Below are 26,522 nucleotides of genomic sequence, written 5' to 3' on the forward strand. Positions count from 1 at the left end.
CTATGTATCACCTTCGGGTTCCACAAACAGAAGAAGAATTAGAGCGCTACTATCAGTTCCGCTGGGAGATGTTGCGTAAACCCCTGCATCAACCAAAAGGTTCGGAACGCGACGCCTGGGATGCGATGGCGCATCACCAGATGGTCGTCGACGAGCAGGGAAATCTGGTGGCAGTAGGGCGACTGTATATTAATGCCGATAACGAAGCATCCATTCGCTTTATGGCCGTTCATCCCGACGTGCAAGACAAAGGGCTGGGAACGCTGATGGCGATGACCCTGGAGTCAGTGGCGCGCCAGGAAGGCGTTAAGCGCGTGACCTGCAGCGCCCGTGAAGACGCGGTGGAGTTTTTTGCCAAGCTGGGGTTTGTTAATCAGGGGGAGATCACCACGCCAACCACCACGCCAATTCGCCATTTTTTGATGATTAAACCCGTCGCCACTCTGGATGACATTCTGCATCGCGGCGACTGGTGCGCGCAGTTGCAACAAGCGTGGTATGAACACATCCCGCTTAGTGAAAAAATGGGCGTGCGCATTCAGCAATATACCGGGCAAAAATTTATCACCACCATGCCGGAAACCGGCAATCAGAATCCGCATCATACGCTGTTTGCCGGGAGTTTATTCTCGCTGGCAACGCTTACCGGTTGGGGGCTAATCTGGTTGATGCTGCGCGAACGCCATCTCGGTGGAACGATTATTCTGGCGGATGCGCATATCCGCTACAGCAAGCCGATTAGCGGTAAACCTCATGCGGTAGCCGACCTCGGTGCCTTAAGCGGCGATCTTGACCGTCTGGCGCGCGGACGAAAAGCACGGGTACAGATGCAGGTCGAAATCTTTGGCGACGAGACGCCGGGGGCAGTGTTTGAAGGCACGTATATCGTTCTTCCCGCGAAGCCATTTGGCCCGTATGAAGAGGGCGGGAACGAAGAAGAGTAGGGTGGATATTTTACTTATCAATAAACGCTTCAGCCGGGAGATTAAAACGCTCGCTTAACGCCTTGATATGGCGAACGGTGAGCGCCCGGCGCCCATTAAGAATATTACTCACATTGGATTTAGAGCCAAGTTCTTGTGCCAAATCAGCTGCTTTAAGCCCATGTTGATCCATGAGCATCCTTAACAGACTTACGCCACAAGGGGTTGCCGCTAATCGCTGATTGAAATGCTGAAATTCTGGAGCGTTATTTTCATAGTCGCGTATCCGTGCGCAGAGTAATTCAAACAAAGGGTTTTCCAGATCGTCACGATCAACTAAAAATTCGATCAGTTTCAGCGCCTTATGGTATTCCTCTTGATCCGCTTTAGGGCCACATAAAGGGATGTCTTTCACTGCGTGGGTGAAGGTCTTAACCAGCATTTCAAAATTGGCCGAGTCTTCTGCTGGAGTGTGATGGGTTCTCATTTTTATGGCTCCGGTACCAGGTTGTGAGTCGGTCGTATTCATTGTGGGTAACAATATATTTGATTAAACATTTTTGGAGCCTGAAATCTATATAGGCGATAAGCCGTAAATGATTGCCTGCAATATTAATAACCCACCATTTATCTCTGTATTTAAAATTATCCAGTGAGGGAATATATCTCTTCATCTCACCCGGATCGCTAAACGCTGTTTTCTCAAGAAGATTTAATAAATCAATAAGTGCATCTTCGTAAGGTGGAAAGCGTTTTATCGCCTCGTTAAAAGGCTTGTGGCTGATAACATGCAGGGTGTAATTCCATTACGAGTTTTCAACATGAAAACACTGTAAGGCAGACCTGTGATATTTTCAAGTTGAAAACAATTTTTATCTGGATCCGGAGTTACCTACCTGCTCTCCAGGCCACATCCCGTAGCGCCGTACGCGCTGTCTCGCTGAAAAAATCCGTGGTGATAAACTCTGCAATTCCTTTTTCCGGTGCCATTGTAAAACTCATTCTTCTGTATGAATGTACAGTTTTATACCCCCGTTTTTGCTGGATGGATACAGGGAAATTCACAGGCGTGAAAAATCTGGAAAGCGCCTCGCAAATGTAAAGACAAACCCGGCAGAGACATGGTTTTGCTGGAGCACTATCAGTAAGCTAGTGGTTTCAAGGGTACGTCAATGACGTGCAAAAAGGATTATTACTCTAAGCCAATGGCGTATAGTTATACTCTTCATCGAAACGGAAATTTTTACTGAAGATGTTCAAAAACTGCTGAACGACGATGAATTCAGTCGTTTTCAGTTTTTCCTGGCCTTGAATCCTGACTATGGTGAGGTAATACCTGAAACTGGTGGGTTAAGAAAGGTTCGATGGGTGTCAGGAGGAAAGGGGAAACGTGCTGGTGTCAGGGTTATTTACTTTCATCAGGTTAAACATTATGAGATCAGATTACTGCTTATTTATCGTAAGGGTATTAAAGATGATCTGTCTCCCCAGGAAAAAGCAATGCTCCGGTTGTTAAATACGAGGTGGTAAATGGATAAGGCACTTTTTGAGCGGTTGACTCACAGCATGGCCCAGATGAATGAAATTATTGAAGGAACGCGACAGCCTTCGCGGACTTTTGAAGTTGATGCTATGAAAATCAAAGAAATACGCCGCGCTTCAGGGTTGTCACAATCTAAATTTGCCGATCTTATTTCTGTAAGCGTAGACACGTTGCGTAACTGGGAGCAGGGGCGGCGTTCACCGACCGGGCCTGCAAAGGCTTTGCTGCGAGCGATTGCCAATGATCCGCAACATGTGCTGCAAGCACTTAACCGTTAGAGGCATGTTTATGCCATACAGAAAGCACCAGCATTCAGAACTCCTATGAAAGCGGCATAGTGCCGCCTGCTCAGGAGTTTTGCTATGACCCGTAATCGTGCTGAACGTCGCCATCATATGGCGCGATTAAAAAAAATCCGCTGTCGTTATCGCACTGCAGGCGATGGAAGCAAAAAAGCATCAGGTATTTGCTTTCGTACTCCCTGTATGTGTTCTTGTTGGATGTGTGGGCATCGACGCTATCATAATGGTCCCCGCGTATCGGAAATTCGTGCAAAAGCACGCTATGCGAATTAAGGGAAAATGATGAACTATTTTAAGGAAGCACATTTTTAGAACTCTTAACAGGAGACTAAAAATGTCCACCTTTAATACGCGTAAAGATAGGGATCGTAATGGTAAAGCGAAGCCGCATAAGCATTCAGGGATCCCAACACTGACAGGTAAATGGCGTCACCCTTCAATGGATTGTTGGGTAAACTACAGTATACCGGGCGATCATGAATGGAAGCGGCTCTATACTACGCTTCGCCGTCGCGCCGATGATCGACGCCAATGCTATAGAGTGATGCGGGGGGATGATCCGGACGGAATCGTTTGGTTCCCGGACTGTTATCCGCAAATTTACTACTACTAGCAATCAAAGACCAGTTGGTGGCAGCACTGACTGGTCTGCGATGGATGATAAATTTTACCTTAAACCTGGTGCGGTAAAGACGCTGACTTTTTTCGGGTACACCATGCGAATAAGGCAACCGAAGACCCATGCAAAACAGATCAAAAAATAAATATTCTTGAATGTGATATATCATAAGAATTCATAGTTCATCCTTATTGTTTGTCTTTTTTCTGTGGGTGCGCCAGCATCTGATTAATAATAAATTATCCCGGACGATAGCTGAACCGTGTTTCAATAATAATTTAAATAAGTGCAACTGTTGCATTATTTCTGGAAAACGTCTCGCAAAAACAAAACAATATGAAAAAATCCGCTTTCGGTAATTAACTTTCTGGCGTAATTTTCGCACATACATTAATGAGAAATATATGTAAGGTGGTGAAAATGGCGATGAATACGGTTTTTCTTCATTTATCAGAAGAGGTAATTAAAAGGCTGAATAAGCTCAGGGGTTGGCGTAAAGTTTCGCGATCTGCAATTTTACGCGAAGCGGTAGAGCAATATCTGGAGCGGCAGCAATTTCCGGTGCGTAAGGCAAAAGGCGGCAGGAAAAGGGGCGAGGCAGTTGGTGTTGAAGAACTATGTAAGCAGCATAAGGAATGACAAAAAGATTTTTTCATTCTTGAATATAAAAACAAAAAGCCAGATGCTCTTATTCTGGCATTAACACAAGGCTGTTTTACCTGAACTTATAATAACTGCAACTGTTACATCATATCTGGAAAACGCCTCGCAAAAATAAAAAGTGATGCGTAAATGAGCTTTCTTTAAAGGTTTTGCAAGAGTATTTTGCTCATCATGCATTCAAAAATGATATACTGGAGGTATATATGAGCGCTATGGCAGGTATGGATATGGGCAGAATTTTACTCGATTTATCCGATGAGGTGATTAAGCGACTTGATGATCTCAAAGTGCAGCGCAATCTTCCTCGCGCAGAGCTGTTACGAGAAGCGGTAGATCAATATCTGGAAAATCAATCGAAAACGACAATATCCAGTGCTCTTGGTATCTGGCAAGGGTGTGATGAAGATGGTGTCGAATATCAGCGTAAGCTGCGCGAGGAATGGTAATGGCAAAAAGAACTGCGCTTTTTGATACCAATATCCTTATCGATTTGTTCAGCGGACGAATTGAGGCAAAACAGGCACTGGAGGCATGGCCCCTACAGAATGCGATTAGTCTGGTCACCTGGATGGAGGTGCTAGTTGGCGCTAAAAAATATGATCAAGAACATCGCACACGGATTGCAATGAGTGCGTTTAACGTTATTGGGATTTCGCAGGATATCGCGGAACGAAGCGTTGCTTTAAGGCAGGAGTATAGAATGAAACTTCCAGATGCCATTATTCTGGCAACAGCACAGATTTATGGCTTTGAACTAGTAACGCGAAATACGAGAGATTTTGCGGGAATAGCAGGTGTCGTCACACCTTATGAGCTGTAATCCGGGCGACCTGCGCCACCCGGAAAACGTCAGAGATTACTCCCCTTCACCCGGAAACAGGAACGGGTTGATGGAACTGCGGGCATAGCCTTCTTGCTCCATTCGCGCGTCCAGTACCAGAGAGGCGAGGTCATCTGCCACGGCTTCAACTTTCGGCTCTTTTTCCTGATAAAGAATCTTCAGGTAAGTGCCGCAGTCATCGCAGCTTTCGGCTTTAATCGCGGCCTGTTCGTCATCCAGCGACCAGTAATGCAGTTTGCCGCTCTGTTCACAGTTGCTGCATTTTACGCGCACCACGTGCCATTCGGTTTCACACAGGTTGCAGTGCAGGTAACGCAGCCCCTGAGAGGTGCCAATTTGCACCATGCTTGAAACCGGCATAGAGCCGCAGACCGGGCAGAACTGACGCTGTTCGCCGTATTCAGCGCGGGCTTTGCCGGGGATCAGATTGGCCATCTGCGCCCAGTAGAGCGACAGTGCAGCCCAGATAAACGGCGCTTTATCGCTGCTGACGGACGAGAAATCAGAGGCAAACAGTGCGCTGGCCATATCTTCCAGCTCCTGGGTCGATGCCTTCTCCAGATTCTCAATCACTGCCAGCGCCGGGCCGCTCATTTCAGGTTTCAGCTCAGCAATCAGCGCCATCAGCAGCTTTTGCCAGTGCTTATCACGCGGCAGAACGTGAATATCCAGCGGGGGCTTGCCCTGTGCGCTGGCTTCTTTAATGCGTGCAGTCAGATCCATCTCCAGCGGATGGTCGTACAGCACCACTTCCTGGGCGTGGGCGATAAGCGCAGCAAAGCGCAGGTAATCACCCAGCGGATTATTTTCTGCCAGCTCGCGCAGACGCTCGGCGCGGCGGTTGTATAAATTCTTGAGCCGAGGGAACAATAACGGCGGAATCATATCCGCCGTACGTTTCTCGCTCGAACCCAGCTCATCTTGCGGGATTATGCGAATACTCATTCAGCTTTCTTTTCCGTTGTCTTGCGGACCTCACGGTACCAGCGCGGGTGATGTTTCTTCGCCCAGGCGCTGGTAACCCATCCTTCCACCATGGCGGTAATCGTGCCTTTCACCCAAAGGGCGGCATAGATATGCACCATGATAACCACAATTAACGCCACTGCGGCAAATGAATGCAGCATTAACGCGAATCGGATCACCGGGATTGAGAAAGCAGGCGCAAAATAAGGACGCCAGATAATCACGCCGCTCACCAGCAGCAGAACCAGGAAAATAATCGCCGCCCAGAAAACGCATTTCTGACCGAAGTTATAACGCCCGGTGTCACCTACTTCCTCGTTGACGACGATCTTACGAATATTCTTTGCCCAAAAGATATCATCCCGATTGATTAGGTTGTGATGCCAGTAACGGAAAAACATGATGATGAACGAGGCAAACATAACTACGCCGACAAACGGGTGCAGAATTCGCGCCAGCTGCGGTGTGCCCATGATTTGCATCAACCAGTTGAAGGAAGGGAAGAAAAAGCCCAGCCCGCTCACCGCCGCCAGGATGAAGCAGAAGGCGGTGATCCAGTGGTTGATACGTTCCGGCGCGGTGTAGCGCACGATGGTGTCACGTCGTTTCATTTGCGCTCCTCGTCTTTCTCTTCGTGCAGATTGTTCTCTTCCTCATCCGCACGGTTCGGACCGACACCCACGTAGTGGAAGATACTGGCCGCAAAGGTAGCCGCAAAGCCAACAGCCGCGAGCGGTTTCCAGATGCCTTTCCAGAATTTCACGGTTTGGCTGATTTCCGGGTTCTCCGGCAAGCCATGATACAGATTTGGCTTGTCAGCATGGTGCAGCACGTACATGACGTGTGTACCACCAACGCCTGCCGGATCGTACAGACCCGCATTGTCGTAACCACGGGTTTTCAGCTCAGCCACGCGCTCGCTCGCCAGCGTTTTCATCGACTCTTTCGTACCGAAGTGAATCGCGCCCGTTGGGCAGGTCTTCACGCAGGCCGGTTCTTGCCCAACCACCACGCGGTCAACGCACAACGTACATTTGTAGACGCGGTTGTCTTCCGGGTTGAGGCGCGGAATGTCGAACGGGCAGCCCGCAATGCAATAACCGCAGCCAATGCACTGCTCGGACTGGAAGTCGACGATACCGTTGGCATACTGAATAATTGCCCCTTCCGCCGGGCACGCTTTCAGGCAGCCTGGATCGGAACAGTGCATACAGCCGTCTTTGCGGATCAGCCATTCCAGTTTGTCGTTCTGCTCCACTTCCGAGAAGCGCATTACCGTCCACGATTTGGCGCTTAAATCATTGGGGTTGTCGTACACCCCAATGTTATTGCCGACGGTATCGCGAATGTCGTTCCACTCTGAACACGCCACCTGACAGGCTTTACAGCCGATGCAGGTGGTGACGTCGATGAGTTTCGCCACTTCTTCCTGGAAGTCCCGCGCCTGAGGCGCGGGGGTCAGACCGTTAGTCGCGGAGCGACGAATAATGTCTTGCGATTGATAAGCCATATGTCGTCTCCGTTATACCTTTTCCACATTCACAAGGAAGGACTTAAACTCTGGCGTCTGCGTGTTCGCATCACCAACGAATGGCGTCAACGTATTGGCAATAAAGCCTTTTTTCGCAACACCTTCATAGCCCCAGTGAATCGGAATACCGATGGTATCGATATCTTTGCCGTTCGCTTTCAGCGTGCGAATGCGTTTGGTCACCACCGCTTTGGCTTTGATATAGCCACGGTTGGAGGAGACTTTCACGGTATCGCCCTGGGCAATGCCAAGTTTATTCGCCAGCGACTCCCCGATTTCCACAAACTGCTCTGGTTGCAAAATCGCGTTCAACAGCGCGTGTTTGGTCCAGTAGTGGAAGTGCTCGGTCAGACGATAGGTGGTTCCGACATACGGGAACTTATCGGCTTTACCCAATGCTTCGGCGTCGTCTTTAAAGATACGCGCAGCCGGGTTCGAGATAACGTTTGGATGCAGCGGGTTAGTTCCCAGCGGCGTTTCAAACGGCTCGTAGTGTTCCGGGAATGGACCTTCCGCCATCTTATCGAGGGCAAACAGACGCCCCATGCCTTCCTGCTGCATGATAAACGGCCCGACGCCACTGCCCGGAGGTGCTGCGCTGTAGTCCGGAATATCCCAGCCGGTCCACTTAGTGCCGTCCCATTTCAGTAACTGACGCTTCGGATCCCACGGGTTACCCTGCGGGTCTGCGGAGGCGCGGTTATACAGGATGCGGCGGTTAAGCGGCCATGCCCATGCCCAGCCCAGCGTGTTACCGAGGCCAGACGGATCGGCGTTATCACGGCGTGCCATCTGGTTACCTGCTGGCGTCCAGCTACCGGCGAAAATCCAGCAGCCACAGGAGGTTGTACCGTCATCGCGCAGTTGGGCGAACGAGCTAAGTTGTTGGCCTTTCTTGACGATAACCGCACCGGTTGCCGGATCGGTAATATCGGCCAGCGCCTTACCGTTACTCTCCATCGCCACTTCTTCTGAAGATGGCTCATGCGGGATAGCGTAGTTCCAGGTCATGTTCAGCACCTGGTCCGGGTTCGCACCACCCTGTTCGGCATACATCTTGCGCAAGCGCAGGAAGATACCGGAGAGGATCTCGCCGTCAGTCAGCGCAATCCCCGGGGCGTCCGCACCTTTCCAGTGCCACTGCAACCAGCGACCTGAGTTAACGATAGAACCGTTCTCTTCCGCGAAGCAGGTCGATGGCAGACGGAACACTTCGGTCTGGATCTTCGACGAGTCAACTTCGTTCAGCTCACCGTGGTTCTGCCAGAAGTTAGAGGTTTCAGTGTTCAGCGGGTCGATGGTGACGAGGAACTTCAGTTTCGACAGACAACCGATCACTTTGTTTTTGTTCGGGAATGAGGCAACCGGGTTAAAGCCCTGGCAGATATAGCCATTGACCTTGCCCTCTTTCATCATCTCGAAGTATTGCAGGACGTCGTAGCCTTTATCCCACTTCGGCAACCAGTCAAAGCCCCAGCTATTTTCCGCCGTTGCTTTATCGCCAAAGAAGGCCTTCATCATGGAGACGAATAATTTCGGGTAGTTGCTCCAGTAGTTAACCTGTCCTTCCAGCAGCGGTTTCGGCGTGCTGGCGGCGAGGTAGGTTTGCAGATCAGTCTGCTTCTCGCTTGGCAGCGTCATGTAACCTGGCAGGCTCTGCGACAGCAGCCCCAGGTCCGTCAGCCCCTGAATGTTGGAGTGACCGCGCAGGGCGTTAACGCCGCCGCCTGCCATCCCCATGTTGCCGAGCAGCAGTTGGATCATCGCCATCGTACGAATGTTCTGCGCACCAACGGAGTGTTGCGTCCAGCCGAGCGCGTAGAGGAACGAGGCGGTTTTATCGTGAGCACTGGTTTCTGCGATGTATTCGCAGACTTTCAGGAACGCGTCTTTTGGCGTACCACAGATGTTTTCAACCACATCTGGCGTGTAGCGGGAAACGTGCTGTTTCAGCAAGTTCCACACGCAGCGCGGATGTTGCAGCGTGGTATCGCGTTTGGCGAAGCCGTTTTCGTCCAGTTCGTAGGTCCAGCTGGATTTATCGTACTTGCGTTTTTCCGCGTCGTAGCCGGTGAACAGGCCATCTTCAAAGCCGTAATCCTCACGCACGATAAGGCTAGCGTTGGTATAGGCTTCGGTGTATTCGCGGTTGAATTTTTCATTGTTCAGCAGGTACAGCAATACGCCTGACAGGAAAGCAATGTCAGTACCGGAACGAATAGGAGCATAGTAGTCAGCCACCGCCGCCGTACGCGTAAAGCGAGGATCGATCACAATCAGCTTCGCGCCGTTGTGAATTTTGGCTTCCATCGCCCAGCGGAACCCGACCGGGTGAGCTTCAGCGGCGTTACCGCCCATCACCACGACGAGGTTGGCGTTCTTGATGTCGACCCAGTGGTTGGTCATCGCGCCGCGACCAAATGTTGGAGCAAGACTTGCTACCGTTGGTCCGTGTCAGACACGCGCCTGGTTGTCGACCGCGAGCATACCCAGCGCGCGGGAGAATTTTTGCGTTAAATAGCCGGTTTCGTTACTCGACGCGGAAGCACACAGCATCCCGGTGGAGAGCCAGCGGTTAACAGTCACGCCTTCGGCGTTTTGCGCAATGTAGTTAGCATCGCGGTCTTCTTTCATCAGTTTGGCGATGCGATCAAACGCCTCTTCCCAACTGATTTGCTGCCATTTATCAGAACCTGGCGCACGGTATTCCGGAAACTTCAGACGGCTTTCGGAGTGGATGAAATCCACCAGGCCAGCGCCTTTCGGACAAAGTGCACCGCGGTTGACCGGGTGATCCGGGTCGCCTTCGATATGGAAGATAGATGCTTTGGCGTTTTTTGCTCCGTCACCGAGGCTGTACATCAACAGCCCACAGCCTACGGAACAATAGGTGCAGGTATTACGGGTTTCGCGGGTGCGCAGCAGTTTATACTGCCGGGTTTCCGCGAGTGCTACGCTGGGTGCAAAACCCAGTGCCGCTGCCGTGGTGCCTGCCATACCGCCAGCGCAGATCTTAAAGAACTGCCTTCTGCTGACCTGCATGGATTGCTCCTTGTTTCGACATTGTCACGTCCCATTTACATTCGCTTGCTGAGTGTGCAGGGAGTGGGAGTTATTTTTCTTTGCGGAAGGGGCCGCAAAGGTCCAGAATTGGCTCAATTTCCCTCCATCCAGGAAGGGTTTGTAACAGAATACCATAATGTTGGTGTGTGTGTTCTTATCTGGTTAATATAAAGTGAAAAAAACACGGCAAAAAGAAGTCAAAAATGTGACAAATATCACAGGCGTTAGCCAAATTGAGTTATGGCGTCGTGACGATTTACAACACCCACGCTTAGATGAGGTGGCGGAAGAAGTTCCCGTTGCGCTGGTGTACAACGGTATTTCGCATGTGGTGATGATGGCATCGCCCAAAGACCTTGAACTGTTTGCGCTCGGTTTTTCGCTTTCCGAAGGAATTATCGAAAGCCCACGCGATATCTTCGGCATGGATGTTGTTCCTTCCTGTAACGGTCTGGAAGTGCAAATTGAGCTGTCCAGCCGCCGTTTTATGGGGCTTAAAGAGCGCCGCCGCGCGCTGGCCGGGCGCACGGGCTGTGGCGTATGCGGCGTGGAGCAACTTAATGACATCGGTAAACCGGTGCAGCCGCTGCCGTTCACTCAGACATTTGATCTCAACAAACTGGATGATGCGTTGCGCCAACTCACCGACTTCCAGCCAGTGGGGCAACTGACCGGTTGTACCCACGCCGCAGCCTGGATGTTGCCATCTGGCGAACTGGCAGGCGGGCATGAAGACGTGGGCCGCCATGTGGCGCTGGATAAACTGTTAGGCCGCCGGGCGCAAGAAGGTGAAAGCTGGCAGCAAGGTGCGGTGCTGGTTTCCAGCCGTGCCAGTTATGAAATGGTGCAAAAGTCGGCGATGTGCGGCGTAGAGATTTTGTTTGCGGTGTCTGCCGCGACCACGCTTGCTGTAGAAGTGGCTGAACGCTGTAATTTGACGCTGGTGGGCTTTTGTAAGCCGGGGCGGGCAACGGTTTATACCCATCCGCAGCGTTTGATTCATAATTAAAGAAATACCGCAATTCTGATTCTGGATTGCGGTTTTATTTTTCTATTAAATAATCCTCAATATATTATTCAGCATTCAAATAATAATTTCATCACAAGAAATTATCTCGTTAACTCCGGTTTATATCGATATACTCCAGTCGCATTAATCCTTTAAGAATTAATCATTATTTATATAAGACATTTTGTTTTAATCATCGCATCAATAAATAAATGTTTCCGATGAGTGAATGAAAATAACAAACCTTGCACCAGTTGTAAAAACAGCAATGTATTTTCAATAGTAGGTGATGGATTATGAGTATTGAAAAATGAGTACATTACAGTTACCTGGCAGTTCATATTCTACAGAAGTTAATTTAAACGGCTTAATTGAGGTGCTCAGCAAGCATCTTTACTCCACTCCCGTGGTTGCCGTGCGCGAGCTGGTGCAGAACGGCCATGATGCGATTGTGCGCCGCAGGATTGAGCAGCCCGATGCGCCAAAGGATAACCAAATTCGTGTGGTGGCTGACGTGGCGAAGTCCACTATCACTATTACCGATACCGGTGCGGGACTGACAGAAAGCTAAATTCACGGCTTCCTGGCGACAGTGGGCGTGGGTTATACCCGAATGTTGCGCCAGCAGGATGACAACACCGGTTTAATTGGTATGTTCGGCCTCGGTTTTTTGTCGGCCTTTGTACTGGCAAAAGAGGTCACGGTGTTGACCACATCCTGGCAAACGCCGGATCAGAGCTGGAAATACCACTCTACTGACGGGCAAAAATATACCGTTACGCCGCATCAGTCCTCGGAAACAGGAACGCAGGTGATTCTGACGCTCAAAGAAGAGTACAGCCATCTGGCGAGTAATAATTTGTTGAACCGCGTTCTTTCCCGCTACTGCATATTGCTGCACGAACCGGTCTATGTCGGCGATGCCAGCGAGCCGGTAAATAAACTTCAACCACCGTGGCGTGACGTTGCCCCCGAAGGCGTAACCATGCACCGCGCACTGGTACAGCGTAAAAATCTCGCCTTTGCCGCCCAGTTTGAATCCTCCTTCGAACCGATTTGCACCATTCCGGTGGTGCCAGCGGGAATGAGCGATGCGGTTGGGATTTTATGGATTCAGGATGGCGCGACCTACGGCACCAGCGATAACCGCAACCTGTCGTTGTTTTTGCGCGGCATGTTACTGGATGATGAAGCGCGTGAGTTGTTACCGCCCTGGGCCGGATTTATTGGCGGCGTGATTGAGTCATCGAAACTGACGCCGACGGCAAGCAGGGAAGATCTCCAGCGGGATGAAACTTGGGTTGCGGTACAAGAGGCGTTAAAAGAGGCGCTGATCTCTGGTTTGTCCGATCTCGCACAAAATCAGCCAGAAATCTGGCGGCGTGTATTAATGCGCCACAACGAAGCGTTGCTGGGTGCGGCCTTGTGTGATGACCGTCTGTTTGATTTGCTCAAAGATCGCTTGCAGGTGCCAACGTCAAAAGGCGCGCTGCTGGCGAAGGATTTACGCGTTAATAACAGCATTCATATTCTGTTAAGCCGCGACGGCGGTTTTGAAGAGATGTTGTTCCACATTCTGCAACGGCCTGTAGCCCGTGGCGATCGCTATGCGGTGGTGCCATTTTTACGCCGTTGGGCGCTGTTATATCACTGCCGGATTATCGAAGTCGGTACGCAAACAGGTAATGAGCAGTTGTTCAGCCTGGCAGAATTACCTGAAGAGCAGGTGGCTTATCTGGAAGAGCATCTCTGCGATGGCGAGCAATTAATTATCTCCCGCTTCGAACCAGCGGTTTTACCGCTCGTGGTCACGCCAGACCGCGAAGCAGAATTAAAACAAATTCTCGAACAGGATGACGCAGATAAACGCATCAGTACCGCAGCGTTAATGCTGGCGCGGCAATTTACCTCGCAAATCCAAAAAACGAAAACCTCAAGTCTGTATATCAATCTTAATAACCCCTGTGTCATGCAACTGGTGACGGCCTTACAACAGCATCAGCAGCCAGCGGCAGCATTACGGTTATTAAAATCACTGAAAGTGATTTTGTGCTCCAGCGGTAATAAAGAACAGCAGTGGGATTTACACCAGGCACTGGAAGATTTTACTCAGGTTATTCCTGTCTTAATTAATCAAGGAAAATAAAATGGATACATGGGAGTGGTACAACAAATATAGTCAGGAGTTGCGCGATGCCGGGCAAGAATATATTCCGCAGCTTATTGATGATTTTTCAGAAAGTGTTTTGCACCTGCAAATAGAAAAATGCGATTCGCTATTGCCGGAAATGAAAGCGCTGAATCAAGTAGCTAAAAATCCGTGGCTGGAAATATTTATCGGTCACTGGGAGATGCGTCATCGCCTGACTAACTATGAAGAAGGCGAAAAAGTGCTGCCAGACGTGGTAGCGCTGTTTGAAAAAGCGCACCGGGAAGAGGCGAAGGATTGCCCGCAATCCATTTGCGTTACCCAAGATTTATCAGCCTGCTACGAAAATATCGATGGTCCAGGCTGGGCGAATGAACGCATGGCAGTATGTGAAGAAACCATTGCGCGCATTGATCCGACCTGGAGCTGCTTTATGTGTTTATCCTGCGAGTATGCCAGTGCACTGGTGGACTCCAACAAAACAGAAGAAGCGTTGGTTTATATCGACAGGCAAATCGAGGCGGTGAAAGCAGCGGGGAGTGAATATTTAGAAGCGCTGCTGGCAACACGCGCTGATATTTTGGTTGCCCTTCAGCGCTACGATGAAGCTCGTGAACTGATTGATGAACTGGCAAAAGAGAATGATTACTGGGGCCGTGATCGCATCAATTATCATCTCAAAAAACTGTACATTATGGCGTTATGCGGGCAGGACGAAGAAGTCTGGGAAGAATTACCGCGTTGGTCAGATCTGACCCCCTATTCATGGGGCATGTGGGTAAAGATTATTACCGTACTGCTTCCTCGCCATCCACAGAGAAACCACTGGCAGCTGGCGCGCATCATCCAGACAATGCTGGATCAACGTTCGCAGGCCGGGGCGCACCGCAAAGCGGTTGATCTGGCAAAACTGCAAATCACTCTGGCGCTGGAGCGTGAATCCGTCTGGGTGGCCAAAATGGCGATGAAACAGGCCCAACGGCACATGCCGAAATTACGTTCGTTAGTGGGCGTTGATCGCGAGTTTCTCGAACTTAGTGAAAAAATCGCCGCCAAAGAGGCGGAGTTGCTTGCTCGTCCGGTTGTAGAAGTCCCTGAAAATAGCGATGAAGAAACGCAGCCAGATCCAGAAAAAGACGTAGAGATATTCCGTCGCGCTTATCTGAACACGCCAGATGATGCGGAATTGCTGGGCAAACTGGTCAATGCGTTAAACGCCTGTAATGCGATTAATGAGTCGATCGAACTTCTGCAACGCCACGTTGAAAGCCATCTTCAGGAAGATAACGGCCTTTGCTTCGATCTACTGGATCTCTTGCTTAACCGTGGCGATCAGCAAGCGATCGAGCACCTGGCGAAGCTGTATGAACAGGCGGGTCTGCTACATATGGCACTGTGGTTCCGTGCGCGGGTGATCAACCAACAGGAAGACTGGAGTGAACTGGAGTCGATTGGGCAACAGTTGCTGGAAAACGAAAAAGGGCGTGAGTGGGTCGGCGTTTATCGCATGTGTTCCTGGGCAGCACAAAAACAGGAAGCCTGGGAGCGACAGCTGGATTATTTACAGCAATTGCAGCAACTGATGATTAGCCGTGAAGAAGATATTCGTAATCTCCAGTGGGATATCATGGCGACCGCCAGCATCTTACAACAGTGGGATTTGGTGCGTGCTATTGCTGCTGAACTGGAAATCGAACTCACGGAAGGCGAAGGTTTTATCGACGAAAAATGGGGGCTGCTAAACATTCGCTTCCGGGAAAATTACGAATACCGCTATTACTATGCTCAACGCATTGGGCCGGTAACAGCAAGGATCATTGAGCCAACTTACCGGACCGATTTCCCGCAACATGTTGATGAAATAGTGGTTTTCGATGCAGAAATGTTGAATACCCGACCTGAAGACGAAGAAGAGCAGAAGAATTTCACGCCACTTTATGGGTGTCTGAAAACCATTATCCCGACCGAGTACGGCGAGTCCTGGTTCTGCGAAGGTGTTATGCCTGGTGAAGAACAGTTTAATGCCTTCCGTGAGGCGCTTCGTGAACGAAACTGGTACTACTGGAGCAACAGTAATGATGACTATACGTTAACCGATAGTCATCAGGGAGAAGGCGCTGATCCGCTGCCTGCATTCTATTTTGTTATTAGCGCACCGCGTTCAGTTTCTAAAGGTGATATCGATAAGACCTTGCACGAATTGACCGCTGACTGGGAACATCCGTTGTGCTGGTGGCGTCTTGCCAAAGAAGCCGGAGCGAATGAAGAGAAACATGCTGCTATTGCCGAGCGTTATGGGATGTAGTGCGTGATTAATGGCGGGGGAAATGACACTCCCTCTCGCCAGGGTTGTGCCGTTAATTAAAATAAGTCCTGTGATTTAGAAATTAAATTACAGGACTTATTCATTTTGTGAATATTATCAATTTATTTATAAACAAAACGCGTGTAGTGACGCTTTCTTTTTTCCTTTATTATATTCACTCTCTTATTTATCTATTTATAAGGCAATTAAATGAAAAGGAATTTATTATCTTCAGCTATTATTATCGGCATAATGGCCCTCGGTATCACCGGATGTGATGATAAAAAAGCCGAAACAGAAACTCCCCCGCCCGCCAATAGTCAACCTGCCGCACCAGCCCCTGAAGCGAAACCTACTGAAGCTCCCGTTGCAAAAGCAGAAGCTAAACCTGAAACGCCTGCGCAACCGGAGGTGGATGAACAAGCGGTTTTCGATGAAAAAATGGATGTCTATATCAAGTGCTACAACAAGTTACAGATCCCTGTACAGCGCAGTCTGGCGCGGTATGCTGACTGGCTGAAAGATTTTAAACAGGGACCAACGGGTAAAGAGAGTCATGTTTATGGCATCTACGGCATTAGTGAATCCAGTCTTTCTGAGTGTGAAAAAGGCGTGAAAAGTGTTGTGGCGTTAACACCTGAGCTGCAACCTATTGATGGCGTAGCGTTGAATTATATTAATACCGCAGTCGCGCTGGGGAATACTATTAATGAAATGGATAAATATTACACCCAGGAAAATTATAAAGACGATGCGTTTGCCAAAGGGAAAACGCTGCACCAGACATTCTTAAAAAATATTGAAGCCTTTGAGCCGGTTGCGGAATCTTATCACTCGGCGATTCAGGAAATTAATGATAAACGCCAGCTTGTGGAACTGAAAAATATTGAACAAAGAGAAGGGAAAACATTCAACTACTACTCTCTGGCGGTCATGATTTCAGCGAAACAAATTAATAACCTGATATCGCAAGAGAATTTTGATGCAGAAGCGGCGATGAAGAAAGTGACTGAACTGGAAACGCTGGTGGCGCAGGCCAAAGAAGCGGATAAAGGCGGCATGAATTTTTCATTCATCCTTTCGGCAGACCAGTATCAGCTTGAGGCTAAAAAATATGTTCGCCGCGTCAGAGATAAAGTCCCGTACTCTGACTGGGATAAAGAGCAACTTCAGGACGCAAATTCAAGCTGGATGGTCCAGGATTCTTTCCCGAAAGCATTACGCGAGTACAACGAAATGGTCGATGATTATAATCGCCTGCGTTAAACATTTTTGATTTTGCTGATCAATGTAATGTCGGATACGGCAGTGGACATCAGCCTGACCGAGCCAGCGCAACAGACGAGCTGCTAACCGAAGTGGCAGTGTTGTGCGGATACGGGAGCATATCAATTCATAGTACCGGGGCGATGAAGCCCCGGCGTGAGAGATTATTGCCCGTAATAAGCATTGGCCCCATGCTTACGCAGGTAGTGTTTATCTAACAGTTCGTTTTGCATGGCAGGAAGCTGCGGCGCAAGCTGGCGTGAGAACAGGCCCATATAGGCGCATTCTTCCAGTACTACGGCATTATGCACCGCATCGGCGGCGTTTTTACCCCAGGCGAACGGACCGTGAGAATGCACCAGTACCGCCGGGATTTGTGCCGGACTCCTGCCGCGCTCTTCGAAAGTTTCAATGATCACTTCGCCGGTCTGGTATTCATACTCGCCGTTAATCTCCTCTGCGGTCATCAGGCGCGTGCAGGGGATGGCACCATAGAAGTAATCGGCGTGCGTGGTGCCCCAGGCGGGGAGATCCAGCCCGGCCTGCGACCAGATGGTCGCGTGGCGCGAGTGGGTATGCACAATGCCACCGATTTCGGCATAGCGACGGTAGAGCGCCAGATGCGTTGGCGTGTCGGACGAGGGCTTTTTGCTGCCTTCCACCACCTTGCCGCTGGCTATCTCAACCACCACCATATCGTCGGCGGTCATCACTTCATACTCGACGCCGGAAGGTTTGATCACCATCCATTGCCGCGTCTCGTCTACCGCGCTGACATTGCCCCAGGTGAACGTCACCAGATGGTGAGCGGGAAGCGCCAGATTCGCCGCCAGCACGTCGGCTTTCAGTTGCTCTAACATATAAATCCAGCCTCCTGCATACGCGCTTCAATCCAGCGCCGTGCCTGAATAATCTCCAGCACCGGCTCGTTGGCTTTTTCGGTCCACATCTCAATCAGAAATGATCCGCGATAGTTAAGCTCATGCAGCGTTTTGAAAATGCCAACAAAATCGACACAGCCTTCGCCAAACGGCACATCACGGAACTGTCCGGGGCTTTGCCCGGTAACGGGTTGAGTGTCTTTCAGGTGGATCGCGGCGATACGGTCAATGCCCAGTTTTAGTTCAGCGGGAACATCATTGCCCCAGGCGCTAAGATTGCCGACGTCCGGGTAGACGGTGAACCACGGCGAGGCGAGCATCTCGTCCCATTTTTTCCATTTGCTGATGGAGTTCATAAACGCGGTGTCCATTATCTCCACCGCCAGCATTACTTGTGAAGCCGCCGCCTGTTCGACTGCCCACGCCAGCCCTTCAGCAAAACGTTGCTGGGTGCCTTCGTCATGGTCTTCGTAATAGACGTCGTAACCCGCCAGTTGAATGGTACGAATGCCGAGATCGCGCGCCAGGCGAATCGCTTTACTCATGATTTCCCGCGCCCGTTCGCGTACCGCCTCGTCCCGGCTGCCAAAAGGAAAACGGCGATGGGCAGACAAACACATTGACGGAATGGCAACACCCGTTTCGATCATCGCAGTGACCAGCGAAGCCCTTTGCGCGGCGCTCCAGTCAAGACGTGAGAGCCGTTCGTCGGTTTCATCCACCGACATTTCGACAAAATCAAAACCGCAGCTTTTTGCCAGCACCAGCCGCTCCGGCCAGGAGAGATCTTTCGCCAGCGCTTTTTCATAAATCCCTAACGGATGATTACGCACGTTGGCCTCCCCAGATAGCGTCGATTTGTGCATGGAAATCGCCAGCTACCTGCGCTGGATTTGCTGCGCCTGCCAGTGCTCGCCCGGCTATAAACGCTTTCACGCGGATATCTTTAAACAGCGGTAGGTCAGCAGGGGTAATCCCGCCAGTAATCGAAAGCTCAAGGCCGATATCGGAAAGCGCTTTCATGCGTGCCAGATCGGCCTCGCCCCACTGTTGCCCGCTGGCCTGCGCATCGCGACCGCGATGATAAATGGCCTGCCGCACGCCAATACGATGCCAGTCGCGGGCGTCGTCCAGCGTCCAGTTACCAAACAGCTCTATCTGAATTTCACCGCCGCAGTTCTGCGCCATGGCGTGGCCTTTTTCTACCGTGGCGAGCGGCGCGGCGCAGATGATGGTCATCCAGTTAGCGCCTGCGGTAAATGCTTGTTGAGCGAGTGTTTCACCAGCGTCGGCGACCTTCCAGTCAGCAACGATGATTTTCTCCGGGCACTGTTCGCGCAAGGCTTTCACCGCGCCAAGCCCTTCGTTTAAGCAGAGAATGGTGCCCGCTTCAACAATATCGACGCTGTCTTTTAACAGCGTAACGTCGCGCTGTGCGGCCTCAAGTGATGAGTGGTCGAGGGCCAGTTGCAGAAGTGGTCTGCTCATAATGTGTGCTCCTTGATGCGGGTGTGATAACCCTGAAGTGCGGCAATGAGATGCTGATAGCGTTGGTATTTTTGTTGGTAAAGCTGATGGGCGGTCATATCCGGTAGCAGGGTGCGTACCGGGTGCTGTAAGCCTCGTTGGGCTTCGCTGAAATCGCGATAAACCCCGGTGCCGACGCGGGCAGCGAGCGCCGCGCCAAAACAACCCGTTTCCTCCACCTGCGGCAATTCGATTCGTAAGCCGCTAACGTCCGCCAGCATTTGCATCCAGACATCGGAATGCGCTGGGCCGCCAGTCACGCGCAGGGTGTGCACATCAGTAAAACGTTCGCGCATCCGGTTGAGGTGGGTCATATGGCTGAACACCACGCCTTCATAGATGGCCTGCAACAGGTGCGCGCGGGTGTGAATGGCCTGCATCCCGTAGAAACCGCTGGTCATCTCGAGTCCGGCGTTGCTGCCGTACAGGAACGGCAGGAAAAAGAGATCGCCACTGGCTTTCGGCAAGCTGGCAACGGCTTGGTTAATCTCATCAAACGAGATTTCTCCCCACTGCGCGGTAAACCATTCGAGGTTGCCGGAAGAGGTGGGGCTGGCTTCGTGAACGATAAATTCACCGTCATTAACGTAGCGGCCATAGACATACGGATGCGCTTCACCGTCACCTAAACCGTGGGTTATGCCGCTGGTCACCGCCCAGGTCCCCATCACCGCATTGAGGGTGAATTCGTCTTCGATCCCGGCGCAGAGTGCGGTGGAAACCACATCAAACAGGCCGCCGACAACGGGCGTACCCGCTTTCAGACCGGTCAGGGCGGCTGTCTGGGCGGTGATCTCCCCGCAGATTTCGGCAGATCCGACAACAGACGGCAGGGCGTGATTGATTTCAGCGATCCCCAGCCAGTCGGTGAGGCACGGGTCATATTCCCCGCGACTCATGTTGTAGAGATTGGACTCGGAAATATTGCTCTCTTCACAACCTTTGACGCCGGTTAAACACCAGCGCAGGTAGTCGTGCGTCATCATCACGCAGCCAATTTGCGCGTAGCGTTCCGGTTCGTGCTCTTTCAGCCAGCGTAACAGCGACACCGGATGCCCGGTCCACAAGGTTTGTCGGGTCAACGGGTAGAGTTTTTCCGGGATACCATCTTCCTGCCAGCGACGAACGATTTCCATCGCCCGGCGATCCGAGGACAAAATGGCGTTACCGAGCGGCTTGTTGTTTTTATCCAGCAAAAACAAGCCCTTTCCTTGTGCGGAGATGCCGATACCGACAATTTGTTCCCCGCTAACGCCGGAATGGGTAAGCAGGGCGCGAATGACAGCCATGCAGCATTGCCACAGTTCTGCCATATCGCGCTCTGCCCAACCTGGCTGCGGGCTTAATGCGCACAGCGGCAGGCGCTGCACGCCTGCCTCCCGGCCTTTGCGGTCATACAGCCCGGCTTTCAGCCAGCTACCGCCACAATCTAACCCCAGCCAGTATTGCGTCATGGTTTATTGCACCTCATCCACGGCTTTCAGCAGATCGGCGCCCTGCGGAACATCTTTAACAAACATGTCGCGAACCTGGTTCCCCAGCGCATCGCTAAAGGCTTTGCGATCGAGATCGGTGATGACTTCTACGCCCGCGTCTTTCATGCCGTCGATGATTTTTTGCTGATTTTCGGCGACTAGTTTGCGCTGGTAATTACCCGCTTCTTGCGCGGATGAGATAAGCACTTGCTGGAACTCCGGGCTTAAGCCATCAAACTTCGCTTTGTTGATTACCACCAGAAGCGGTGAATAGGCGTGGTGTGTCAGAGAAAGATACTTCTGCACTTCATAAAATTTTGCCGACCAGACGACGTTGATCGGATGCTCCTGGGCGTCGATGGTGCGGGTTTCCAGCCCGGTATAGACTTCGGCAAACGGCATCGGGATTGGGTTAGCGCCAAAAACTTTGAATGCCGCGATATTCATCGGGCTATTGTTGGTGCGAATTTTCAGCCCTTTCAGGTCAGCAGGCGTTTTAACCGGTGCGCGCGAGTTGGTGACATCGCGCCAGCCGTTTTCCCAGTAGGCCAGTACTTTCAGTCCTTTACCTTCAAGAGAGGCTTTCAGGTCATCACCGACTTTACCATCAAGCGTTTTATGCGCATGGGCGGTGTCGCGGAACAGGAACGGGACATCGAGCAGGTTGATGACGGGTGAGAGTCCCGTAAAGTTGTTAGAGCCAGACATCTCCATATCAATAGTGCCGCCACGCACGCCGCTGATCATCGCCTGCGCATTACCGAGGGTGCTATCCGGGAACAGTTTTAATTTCAGTTCGCCTTTGGTTTTTTCCTGCAGTAATTCATTAAATTTTTTTGCCGCAATATGTTGTGAATCGGTTTGTGAGGTTTCATAACCGAAACGTAATGATTGTGCCGCCAGAGAAGATGTGCTGAACGCCGCCACTCCGGCAATTAATAATGCATAGGTTACAGAACGTAATTTCATTATGATTTCCTTTTAACTCATCCATTTAAGAGGAGCGGTAATAAGCTCCGGTATAAAAATAAATAATGCTAACAACATGAATAAAACCATGACGTAAGGCACAACGCCTTTTACCGCATCGTCAAATTTAAGTTTCGCCACGCCGCATACCACGTTAAGAACGTTACCGACTGGAGGCGTAATCAGTGATATTGAACAGTTGATAATAAACATGATGCCGAAATAGACCGGATCTATTCCCGCTTCTTTCACTAATGGCATTAATACAGGTGTAAGAATTAAGACGGTAGGCGTTAAGTCCATTACCGTACTGATCACCATAATAGCGAGCATAATGACGATGAATAATAAGCGAGGCGAATCTACCAACGGTTGTAATAGCTCTGATACCATCATGGGTAATTCGGCGATAGTAATAAGCCATGCAGATACCGCAGCAGAGGCCACCAGGAACATCACCACCGAAGTGGTTTTCGCTGCGTTAATCAGTACATGATAAAGCGTGGAGAAGGTCATTTCGCGATAGACCACCACCGAGACGAACAGGGCGTAGAAGGCGGCAACCGCGCCTGCTTCGGTGGGTGTGAATAACCCCGAACGGAAACCGCCAATAATGATTATCGGTAAAAAGAGCGCCCAAATACCGGAAACTAAGGATTGCCAGACTTCCCGCAGTGAGGCTTTCGGCTGACAAGGTAAATTCAGTCGTTTTGCCTGCCACCACCAGGTAATCATCAGTGTGACGCCCATCATGATGCCCGGTGCGATGCCCGCCATAAACAGTTTGCTGATGGAGAGTCCGCTGGAGACGCCGAAGATAATGAGCGGAATAGAGGGTGGGATAATGGCCGCAATAATACCCCCGGAACCGATTAGCCCAGCGGCGCGGTTTACCGGATAGTTGGCCTGACGCATCATCGGCACCAGCAGCGCCGCGACGGCTGCGGTATCGGCAACCGCAGAACCGGACAGGCTTGCCATGATCATTGCCGCTAGTACACCAACGTAGCCCAGACCGCCCGGCCTGTGGCCTACCAGCTTCATTGGCAAGTCGACAATACGTTGCGACAGGCCGCCCGCGTTCATGATCTCACCCGCCAGTACAAAGAAGGGAATGGCTAACAGGGAGAAGCTGTCTGCGCCATTTACCAACGTTTGTGCCAGAATTTGCACATCAAAGATATCCATCCAGAACATCAATGAAATGCCGCACAGCAATAATGCCCAGGCGATGGGAACACCAATCGCGATAGCCCCCAACAAACTGACAATAAATATAAGGATTGTCATCGTCAGGCTCCTTGTTGGTTTCGGCTGGGGGTATTTGTGAACTGCCGGTATAAGTGACGTAATTCCAGCATCGCGATAATCAGGCTGGTGGGGATAGCGGCGGCGTACATTAAGCCAACGGGTACACCGAGAATGGGAGATAAGTTGCTCCAGTCCTGCGCTGTTTTTTCTATAGCGCCCCAGGCCAGCCCCAGACACAGTAATAAAATGAGCGTATGGGTTAGCAGCGAAACACGTTGTTGATTAGCAGGTGAGAGTTTTTCGATTAAAAAAATAACCTGCACATGGCTGTTGTCCATATAAGCAACGATAGCGCCAATAAAGGTTAACCAGACAAATAAAAGCCGGGATAATTCATCAATCGATAATATGCTTGTGTGGAATCCATATCGAAGAATTATATTAATAAAAATAATACAAGACAGTATTGCGATGATGATCGCAAGAATGCCTTCGAGTATCCGTTTCATAACGAGTCCTTCTTGTTATGCAATATGTTTTCATTAATTAATGTTGTTGGTATTCGTAATATTTATTGGAAAGCGACTAATCAGACATTCAATGTGCTATTTAAGTGAAACGGATTAACGAGATTCATTCAGAGTGTGAATGCCGTTACGTAATATTTCTATTCGATGTTGTACATCAGCCTTCGCATTTATTTCGAGCAGCTTGATGCCAGCAAAATGCAATGTTGACGGTTCTGCTACATTAAATAACTCGCGAACATGATCTGTGGTCATCAGGCTTTCTGCGCAGAATGGTGCAAACGGCGCGTGCAAATCCTGCCATTCGCCGTATGTTCCGTTTAGCGTCGTACCAGAGAACATCAACGCGCCGAGTTTCCCGGCCTGTTTCGCCATTTGGGTATGGGTCAGCGGCAGCGCTGTATTGCGCCCTTCAATAGCGGAGCGCGCCCAGTTAATACAGATACTGACGTCATAATCGGCAATGACCTGCAGAACATTTTCTAAAGGCAGAAAACCTTTACGGGGTGCAGAAGACGTCATGGCATCGCAGTGTTCCAGCAGCAGTTTGCACGGCCAGTCCCAGCTGGCGATTTCTTTCAACGAGCGGGCAAAAGCATCCGTCGCTTGCATAACATTGGGATTCGTTGCTAACGGTGCAGCCTGGATCTCCAGTGCGAGTACTTTATTTACCTGCAATGAGTTGATTTTATTCAATAAGTGGCGATAGTACGCCACGCAGGCCTGACGCTGCTCTTCATCGCTGGAGGCGAGGCCAAAACCTTTGTTTTCGCTGCGGCGACGCATGGTTTCCATCACAGCGGTGACGACAAATTTCCAGCTCTCTGGTGTATGACGGAGTAACCATTGATCGCCAAGAGGATGAAAATTTTCCAGGCAGGGTTGTTCCAGACCGCGAATATCAGGGGTATCTGATAATTGTCGCCAGAATTCCTTCTCTTCCTCTTCACTTCTTTGGCGAAAAGAAGGTGCACAGGGATACGCACCGATAATATAACCGGCATTATTCGCTTTCATTTTGTGCTCCAGTAATAATTTTTTTATAAAGCAGAGAGGGCCACTTTAACCACGATTTTCCGTATTGCCGTTGCGGCATTTTTATTACATGCCGGGCGGTGAACATCCTGCGGGAAGAAAATAGCGTAGCTGCCCGGTATCATTTCTATAAATGATTCATGTTCACTATCGTGATAAAAAATAATATCGCGCTGCTCTAATAGGGATTCGCTGACTTTATTATTTCCTGTATCAATAGCAATGCCGATTTTCTCTTCGCCCCATGCCAGGAACTGGATATCGATATAGCGACGATGCACTTCCGGGCGGTTTTCCACCGCCTCGCGCGTCGTTAAATCGATAATTTGCGCATAAATATTTTTACCGTCGATTTCGACAACGCCCGGCTCCAGGACATTGAAGTTGGTAGCGCGCAGAAAATCGAGCGCCTTTTCAATGGCGGCGGGCAAACGGCACGGGTTAGGTTGCGCGATATGTCCAAAAATCATGGCTTATCTCCTTATAATGCCTGGATTTTTTCCCACACACTGTCATCAACGGTGATGCCGTTACGGCGGTTTTCGGCCAGCAGGGTAGTAAATTCGTGGCCGGGTAAGCGAATGGCCTGATTTTCGTCAGCACGCTCGGCACTGGTAACGTAATCCATGATGCGTTGTAGCTTGGCGTCGCGGGTGGTGCCTTCGATCAGTTTGTCTACTTCAATGGCGATAAAGATTTGCGAAATGCCGTATTCGTCGCTGTTATCCTGGGTGACTTCAGCAACTGATGCGCCATCAGAAAGGAGAGTAGCGATCATATCCAGCACAATCGACATGCCCGAACCTTTCCAGTAGCCCATCGGCAAAATGCGGCGATTTTTCTCGATAACGCCAGGTTCTTTGGTCAAATTGCCCTCATCATCAAAGCCACCATCTACCGGGAGCTGACGACCAGCCAGGCGATTAACTTCTAACATGCCGTAAGAGAACATCGACATCGACATATCGACCATGGTGATCGGCGTGGAAGGAATGGCGACGATCAGCGGGTTGGTGCCGATGCGACACTCTTTTGCGCCCCACGGTGGCATTACGGCGATGGAGTTGGTCCAGCAGATGCCAATGTAGCCTTTCTCCGCCGCCTGCCAGCCATAGCTGCCACCGCGCATCCAGTGGTTGGCATTACGTAACGCCACCAGGCCAATCCCATGATTTGCCGCCAGTTCAATGGCGCGATCCATCATCTTTTTCGCCGTCAGGTTACCGATCGAACGCTGGGCGTCCCACTGCTCAATTGCGCCGAGGCTGGTCACGCGTTTTGGTTGGGCGTCAGGAATGATATCGCCATTATCCAGTTGTTGAATGAAGCGTGGGAAACGGTTAACACCGTGAGAATAAACGCCGGACTCGGTGGTGCGGGCGAACATCTCTGCGCAGGCGTCAGCCGTTTCGCTGTCAACGCCGCGTGAAATTAAGACCCGATTAAAGGCTGCTTTTAACTGCTCAAATGTTACTTTCATCCCTGGCTTCCTTGTTTTTTTTGATCGCTCTTTTAGCTTAAAATTCCACTATGCGAAATTTGATTTCAAATATATCGATCGCTTTTTAACAAAGCAATCCGCACCATGATTTTCAAAAATCATCTAAATCAAATAGTTATAAATTATCTGTCGAGATCGTGAACTGCGACACACTTTGCGTTACCATCAGGTCGCGA

25 protein-coding genes and 1 pseudogene are annotated in these 26,522 nt (G+C 50.4%); 10 read left to right on the top strand and 16 right to left on the bottom strand.

Features of this window, described 5'->3' with window-relative positions:
* The first annotated feature begins 2 nt into the window (after positions 1 to 2).
* Positions 3 to 944 (top strand): fatty acid biosynthesis protein FabY, encoded by a 942-nt coding sequence (gene fabY / locus D9741_RS03810; RefSeq protein WP_001297068.1) that lies wholly within the window; start codon positions 3 to 5, stop codon positions 942 to 944.
* Between the two features lie 10 nt (positions 945 to 954).
* Here the strand turns inward: fabY and D9741_RS03815 are convergent, their stop codons facing one another.
* Together D9741_RS03815 and D9741_RS03820 are read right to left on the bottom strand one after the other, a co-directional pair.
* Positions 955 to 1,410, bottom strand: coding sequence for a helix-turn-helix domain-containing protein (locus D9741_RS03815; RefSeq protein ID WP_130216184.1), 456 nt, complete (start codon positions 1,408 to 1,410; stop codon positions 955 to 957).
* Complete coding sequence (locus D9741_RS03820) at positions 1,367 to 1,717, bottom strand: type II toxin-antitoxin system HigB family toxin (protein ID WP_130216316.1); 351 nt, start codon at positions 1,715 to 1,717, stop codon at positions 1,367 to 1,369. Before D9741_RS03820 ends, D9741_RS03815 begins: the two co-directional genes overlap by 44 nt.
* A 424-nt stretch (positions 1,718 to 2,141) precedes the next feature.
* Here D9741_RS03820 and D9741_RS03830 point away from each other — a divergent pair, with 424 nt between their 5' ends.
* The 5 genes from D9741_RS03830 (at position 2,142) to D9741_RS03865 (ending at position 4,870) form a co-directional block, all read left to right on the top strand.
* Positions 2,142 to 2,453 (top strand): hypothetical protein, encoded by a 312-nt coding sequence (locus D9741_RS03830; protein ID WP_000897302.1) that lies wholly within the window; start codon positions 2,142 to 2,144, stop codon positions 2,451 to 2,453.
* Positions 2,454 to 2,744, top strand: coding sequence for a NadS family protein (gene nadS, locus D9741_RS03835; RefSeq protein ID WP_000356397.1), 291 nt, complete (start codon positions 2,454 to 2,456; stop codon positions 2,742 to 2,744).
* Positions 2,745 to 3,807: 1,063 nt separating this feature from the next.
* Positions 3,808 to 4,026 (top strand): CopG family transcriptional regulator, encoded by a 219-nt coding sequence (locus D9741_RS03855; protein ID WP_130216194.1) that lies wholly within the window; start codon positions 3,808 to 3,810, stop codon positions 4,024 to 4,026.
* Between the two features lie 227 nt (positions 4,027 to 4,253).
* Positions 4,254 to 4,496, top strand: coding sequence for a CopG family transcriptional regulator (locus D9741_RS03860; RefSeq protein ID WP_130216196.1), 243 nt, complete (start codon positions 4,254 to 4,256; stop codon positions 4,494 to 4,496).
* Positions 4,496 to 4,870 (top strand): type II toxin-antitoxin system VapC family toxin, encoded by a 375-nt coding sequence (locus D9741_RS03865; RefSeq protein WP_001129490.1) that lies wholly within the window; start codon positions 4,496 to 4,498, stop codon positions 4,868 to 4,870. The genes D9741_RS03860 and D9741_RS03865 overlap by 1 nt, the downstream gene beginning before the upstream one ends.
* A gap of 36 nt (positions 4,871 to 4,906) precedes the next feature.
* On the opposite strand, the gene fdhE is transcribed toward D9741_RS03865, so the two are convergent.
* The 4 genes from fdhE to fdnG are packed head-to-tail and all read right to left on the bottom strand — an operon-like array spanning position 4,907 to position 10,430.
* Positions 4,907 to 5,836: a formate dehydrogenase accessory protein FdhE gene (gene fdhE / locus D9741_RS03870; protein WP_130216198.1), complete on the bottom strand. Its 930-nt coding sequence runs from the start codon at positions 5,834 to 5,836 to the stop codon at positions 4,907 to 4,909.
* On the bottom strand, positions 5,833 to 6,468 hold the full coding sequence (gene fdoI / locus D9741_RS03875; protein WP_130216200.1) for a formate dehydrogenase cytochrome b556 subunit: 636 nt from the start codon (positions 6,466 to 6,468) through the stop codon (positions 5,833 to 5,835). Before fdoI ends, fdhE begins: the two co-directional genes overlap by 4 nt.
* Positions 6,465 to 7,367 (bottom strand): formate dehydrogenase O subunit beta, encoded by a 903-nt coding sequence (gene fdoH / locus D9741_RS03880; protein ID WP_000331381.1) that lies wholly within the window; start codon positions 7,365 to 7,367, stop codon positions 6,465 to 6,467. The genes fdoI and fdoH overlap by 4 nt, the downstream gene beginning before the upstream one ends.
* Before the next feature lie 12 nt (positions 7,368 to 7,379).
* A complete protein-coding gene (fdnG, locus tag D9741_RS03885; RefSeq protein WP_130216202.1) occupies positions 7,380 to 10,430 on the bottom strand; it encodes a formate dehydrogenase-N subunit alpha in 3,051 nt (1,016 codons plus the stop codon).
* Positions 10,431 to 10,623: 193 nt separating this feature from the next.
* Here fdnG and fdhD point away from each other — a divergent pair, with 193 nt between their 5' ends.
* The 4 genes and pseudogenes from fdhD to D9741_RS03905 all read left to right on the top strand — a co-directional run bounded on the left by fdhD (position 10,624) and on the right by D9741_RS03905 (position 17,180).
* Positions 10,624 to 11,460: a formate dehydrogenase accessory sulfurtransferase FdhD gene (gene fdhD, locus D9741_RS03890; RefSeq protein ID WP_130216204.1), complete on the top strand. Its 837-nt coding sequence runs from the start codon at positions 10,624 to 10,626 to the stop codon at positions 11,458 to 11,460.
* 310 nt (positions 11,461 to 11,770) lie between these two features.
* Positions 11,771 to 13,606 (top strand): annotated as a pseudogene (locus tag D9741_RS03895) (ATP-binding protein).
* Position 13,607: 1 nt separating this feature from the next.
* Positions 13,608 to 15,914 (top strand): hypothetical protein, encoded by a 2,307-nt coding sequence (locus D9741_RS03900; RefSeq protein WP_130216206.1) that lies wholly within the window; start codon positions 13,608 to 13,610, stop codon positions 15,912 to 15,914.
* Positions 15,915 to 16,124: 210 nt separating this feature from the next.
* A complete protein-coding gene (locus D9741_RS03905) occupies positions 16,125 to 17,180 on the top strand; it encodes a YiiG family protein (RefSeq protein ID WP_130216208.1) in 1,056 nt (351 codons plus the stop codon).
* Positions 17,181 to 17,344: 164 nt separating this feature from the next.
* Here the strand turns inward: D9741_RS03905 and araD are convergent, their stop codons facing one another.
* From araD to yiaK, 10 genes are all read right to left on the bottom strand, one after another.
* Complete coding sequence (araD, locus tag D9741_RS03910; protein ID WP_130216210.1) at positions 17,345 to 18,040, bottom strand: L-ribulose-5-phosphate 4-epimerase; 696 nt, start codon at positions 18,038 to 18,040, stop codon at positions 17,345 to 17,347.
* Entirely contained in the window at positions 18,034 to 18,894 is an 861-nt protein-coding gene (locus tag D9741_RS03915; protein ID WP_130216212.1) for an L-ribulose-5-phosphate 3-epimerase, read from the bottom strand. The genes araD and D9741_RS03915 overlap by 7 nt, the downstream gene beginning before the upstream one ends.
* Positions 18,887 to 19,549 carry a 3-keto-L-gulonate-6-phosphate decarboxylase UlaD gene (gene ulaD, locus D9741_RS03920; RefSeq protein WP_130216214.1) on the bottom strand — a complete coding sequence of 221 codons (663 nt, stop codon included), beginning with the start codon at positions 19,547 to 19,549 and terminating at the stop codon, positions 18,887 to 18,889. Before ulaD ends, D9741_RS03915 begins: the two co-directional genes overlap by 8 nt.
* Entirely contained in the window at positions 19,546 to 21,042 is a 1,497-nt protein-coding gene (gene lyxK, locus D9741_RS03925; protein WP_130216216.1) for an L-xylulokinase, read from the bottom strand. Before lyxK ends, ulaD begins: the two co-directional genes overlap by 4 nt.
* A gap of 3 nt (positions 21,043 to 21,045) precedes the next feature.
* Positions 21,046 to 22,032 (bottom strand): 2,3-diketo-L-gulonate TRAP transporter substrate-binding protein YiaO, encoded by a 987-nt coding sequence (gene yiaO, locus D9741_RS03930; RefSeq protein ID WP_130216218.1) that lies wholly within the window; start codon positions 22,030 to 22,032, stop codon positions 21,046 to 21,048.
* A gap of 12 nt (positions 22,033 to 22,044) precedes the next feature.
* Positions 22,045 to 23,322, bottom strand: a complete 1,278-nt coding sequence (yiaN, locus tag D9741_RS03935) for a 2,3-diketo-L-gulonate TRAP transporter large permease YiaN (RefSeq protein WP_135385341.1) — start codon at positions 23,320 to 23,322, stop codon at positions 22,045 to 22,047.
* 2 nt (positions 23,323 to 23,324) lie between these two features.
* Complete coding sequence (gene yiaM, locus D9741_RS03940) at positions 23,325 to 23,792, bottom strand: 2,3-diketo-L-gulonate TRAP transporter small permease YiaM (protein ID WP_130216222.1); 468 nt, start codon at positions 23,790 to 23,792, stop codon at positions 23,325 to 23,327.
* A gap of 114 nt (positions 23,793 to 23,906) precedes the next feature.
* Positions 23,907 to 24,827, bottom strand: a complete 921-nt coding sequence (locus D9741_RS03945; protein ID WP_130216224.1) for a DUF4862 family protein — start codon at positions 24,825 to 24,827, stop codon at positions 23,907 to 23,909.
* 23 nt (positions 24,828 to 24,850) lie between these two features.
* Positions 24,851 to 25,315 carry a YhcH/YjgK/YiaL family protein gene (locus D9741_RS03950; RefSeq protein WP_130216226.1) on the bottom strand — a complete coding sequence of 155 codons (465 nt, stop codon included), beginning with the start codon at positions 25,313 to 25,315 and terminating at the stop codon, positions 24,851 to 24,853.
* 11 nt (positions 25,316 to 25,326) lie between these two features.
* Positions 25,327 to 26,325, bottom strand: coding sequence for a 3-dehydro-L-gulonate 2-dehydrogenase (yiaK, locus tag D9741_RS03955; protein WP_130216228.1), 999 nt, complete (start codon positions 26,323 to 26,325; stop codon positions 25,327 to 25,329).
* Positions 26,326 to 26,522: the final 197 nt, after the last annotated feature.

The sequence above is a fragment of the Escherichia sp. E14V7 genome (assembly GCF_004212225.1).
GTDB lineage: Bacteria > Pseudomonadota > Gammaproteobacteria > Enterobacterales > Enterobacteriaceae > Escherichia.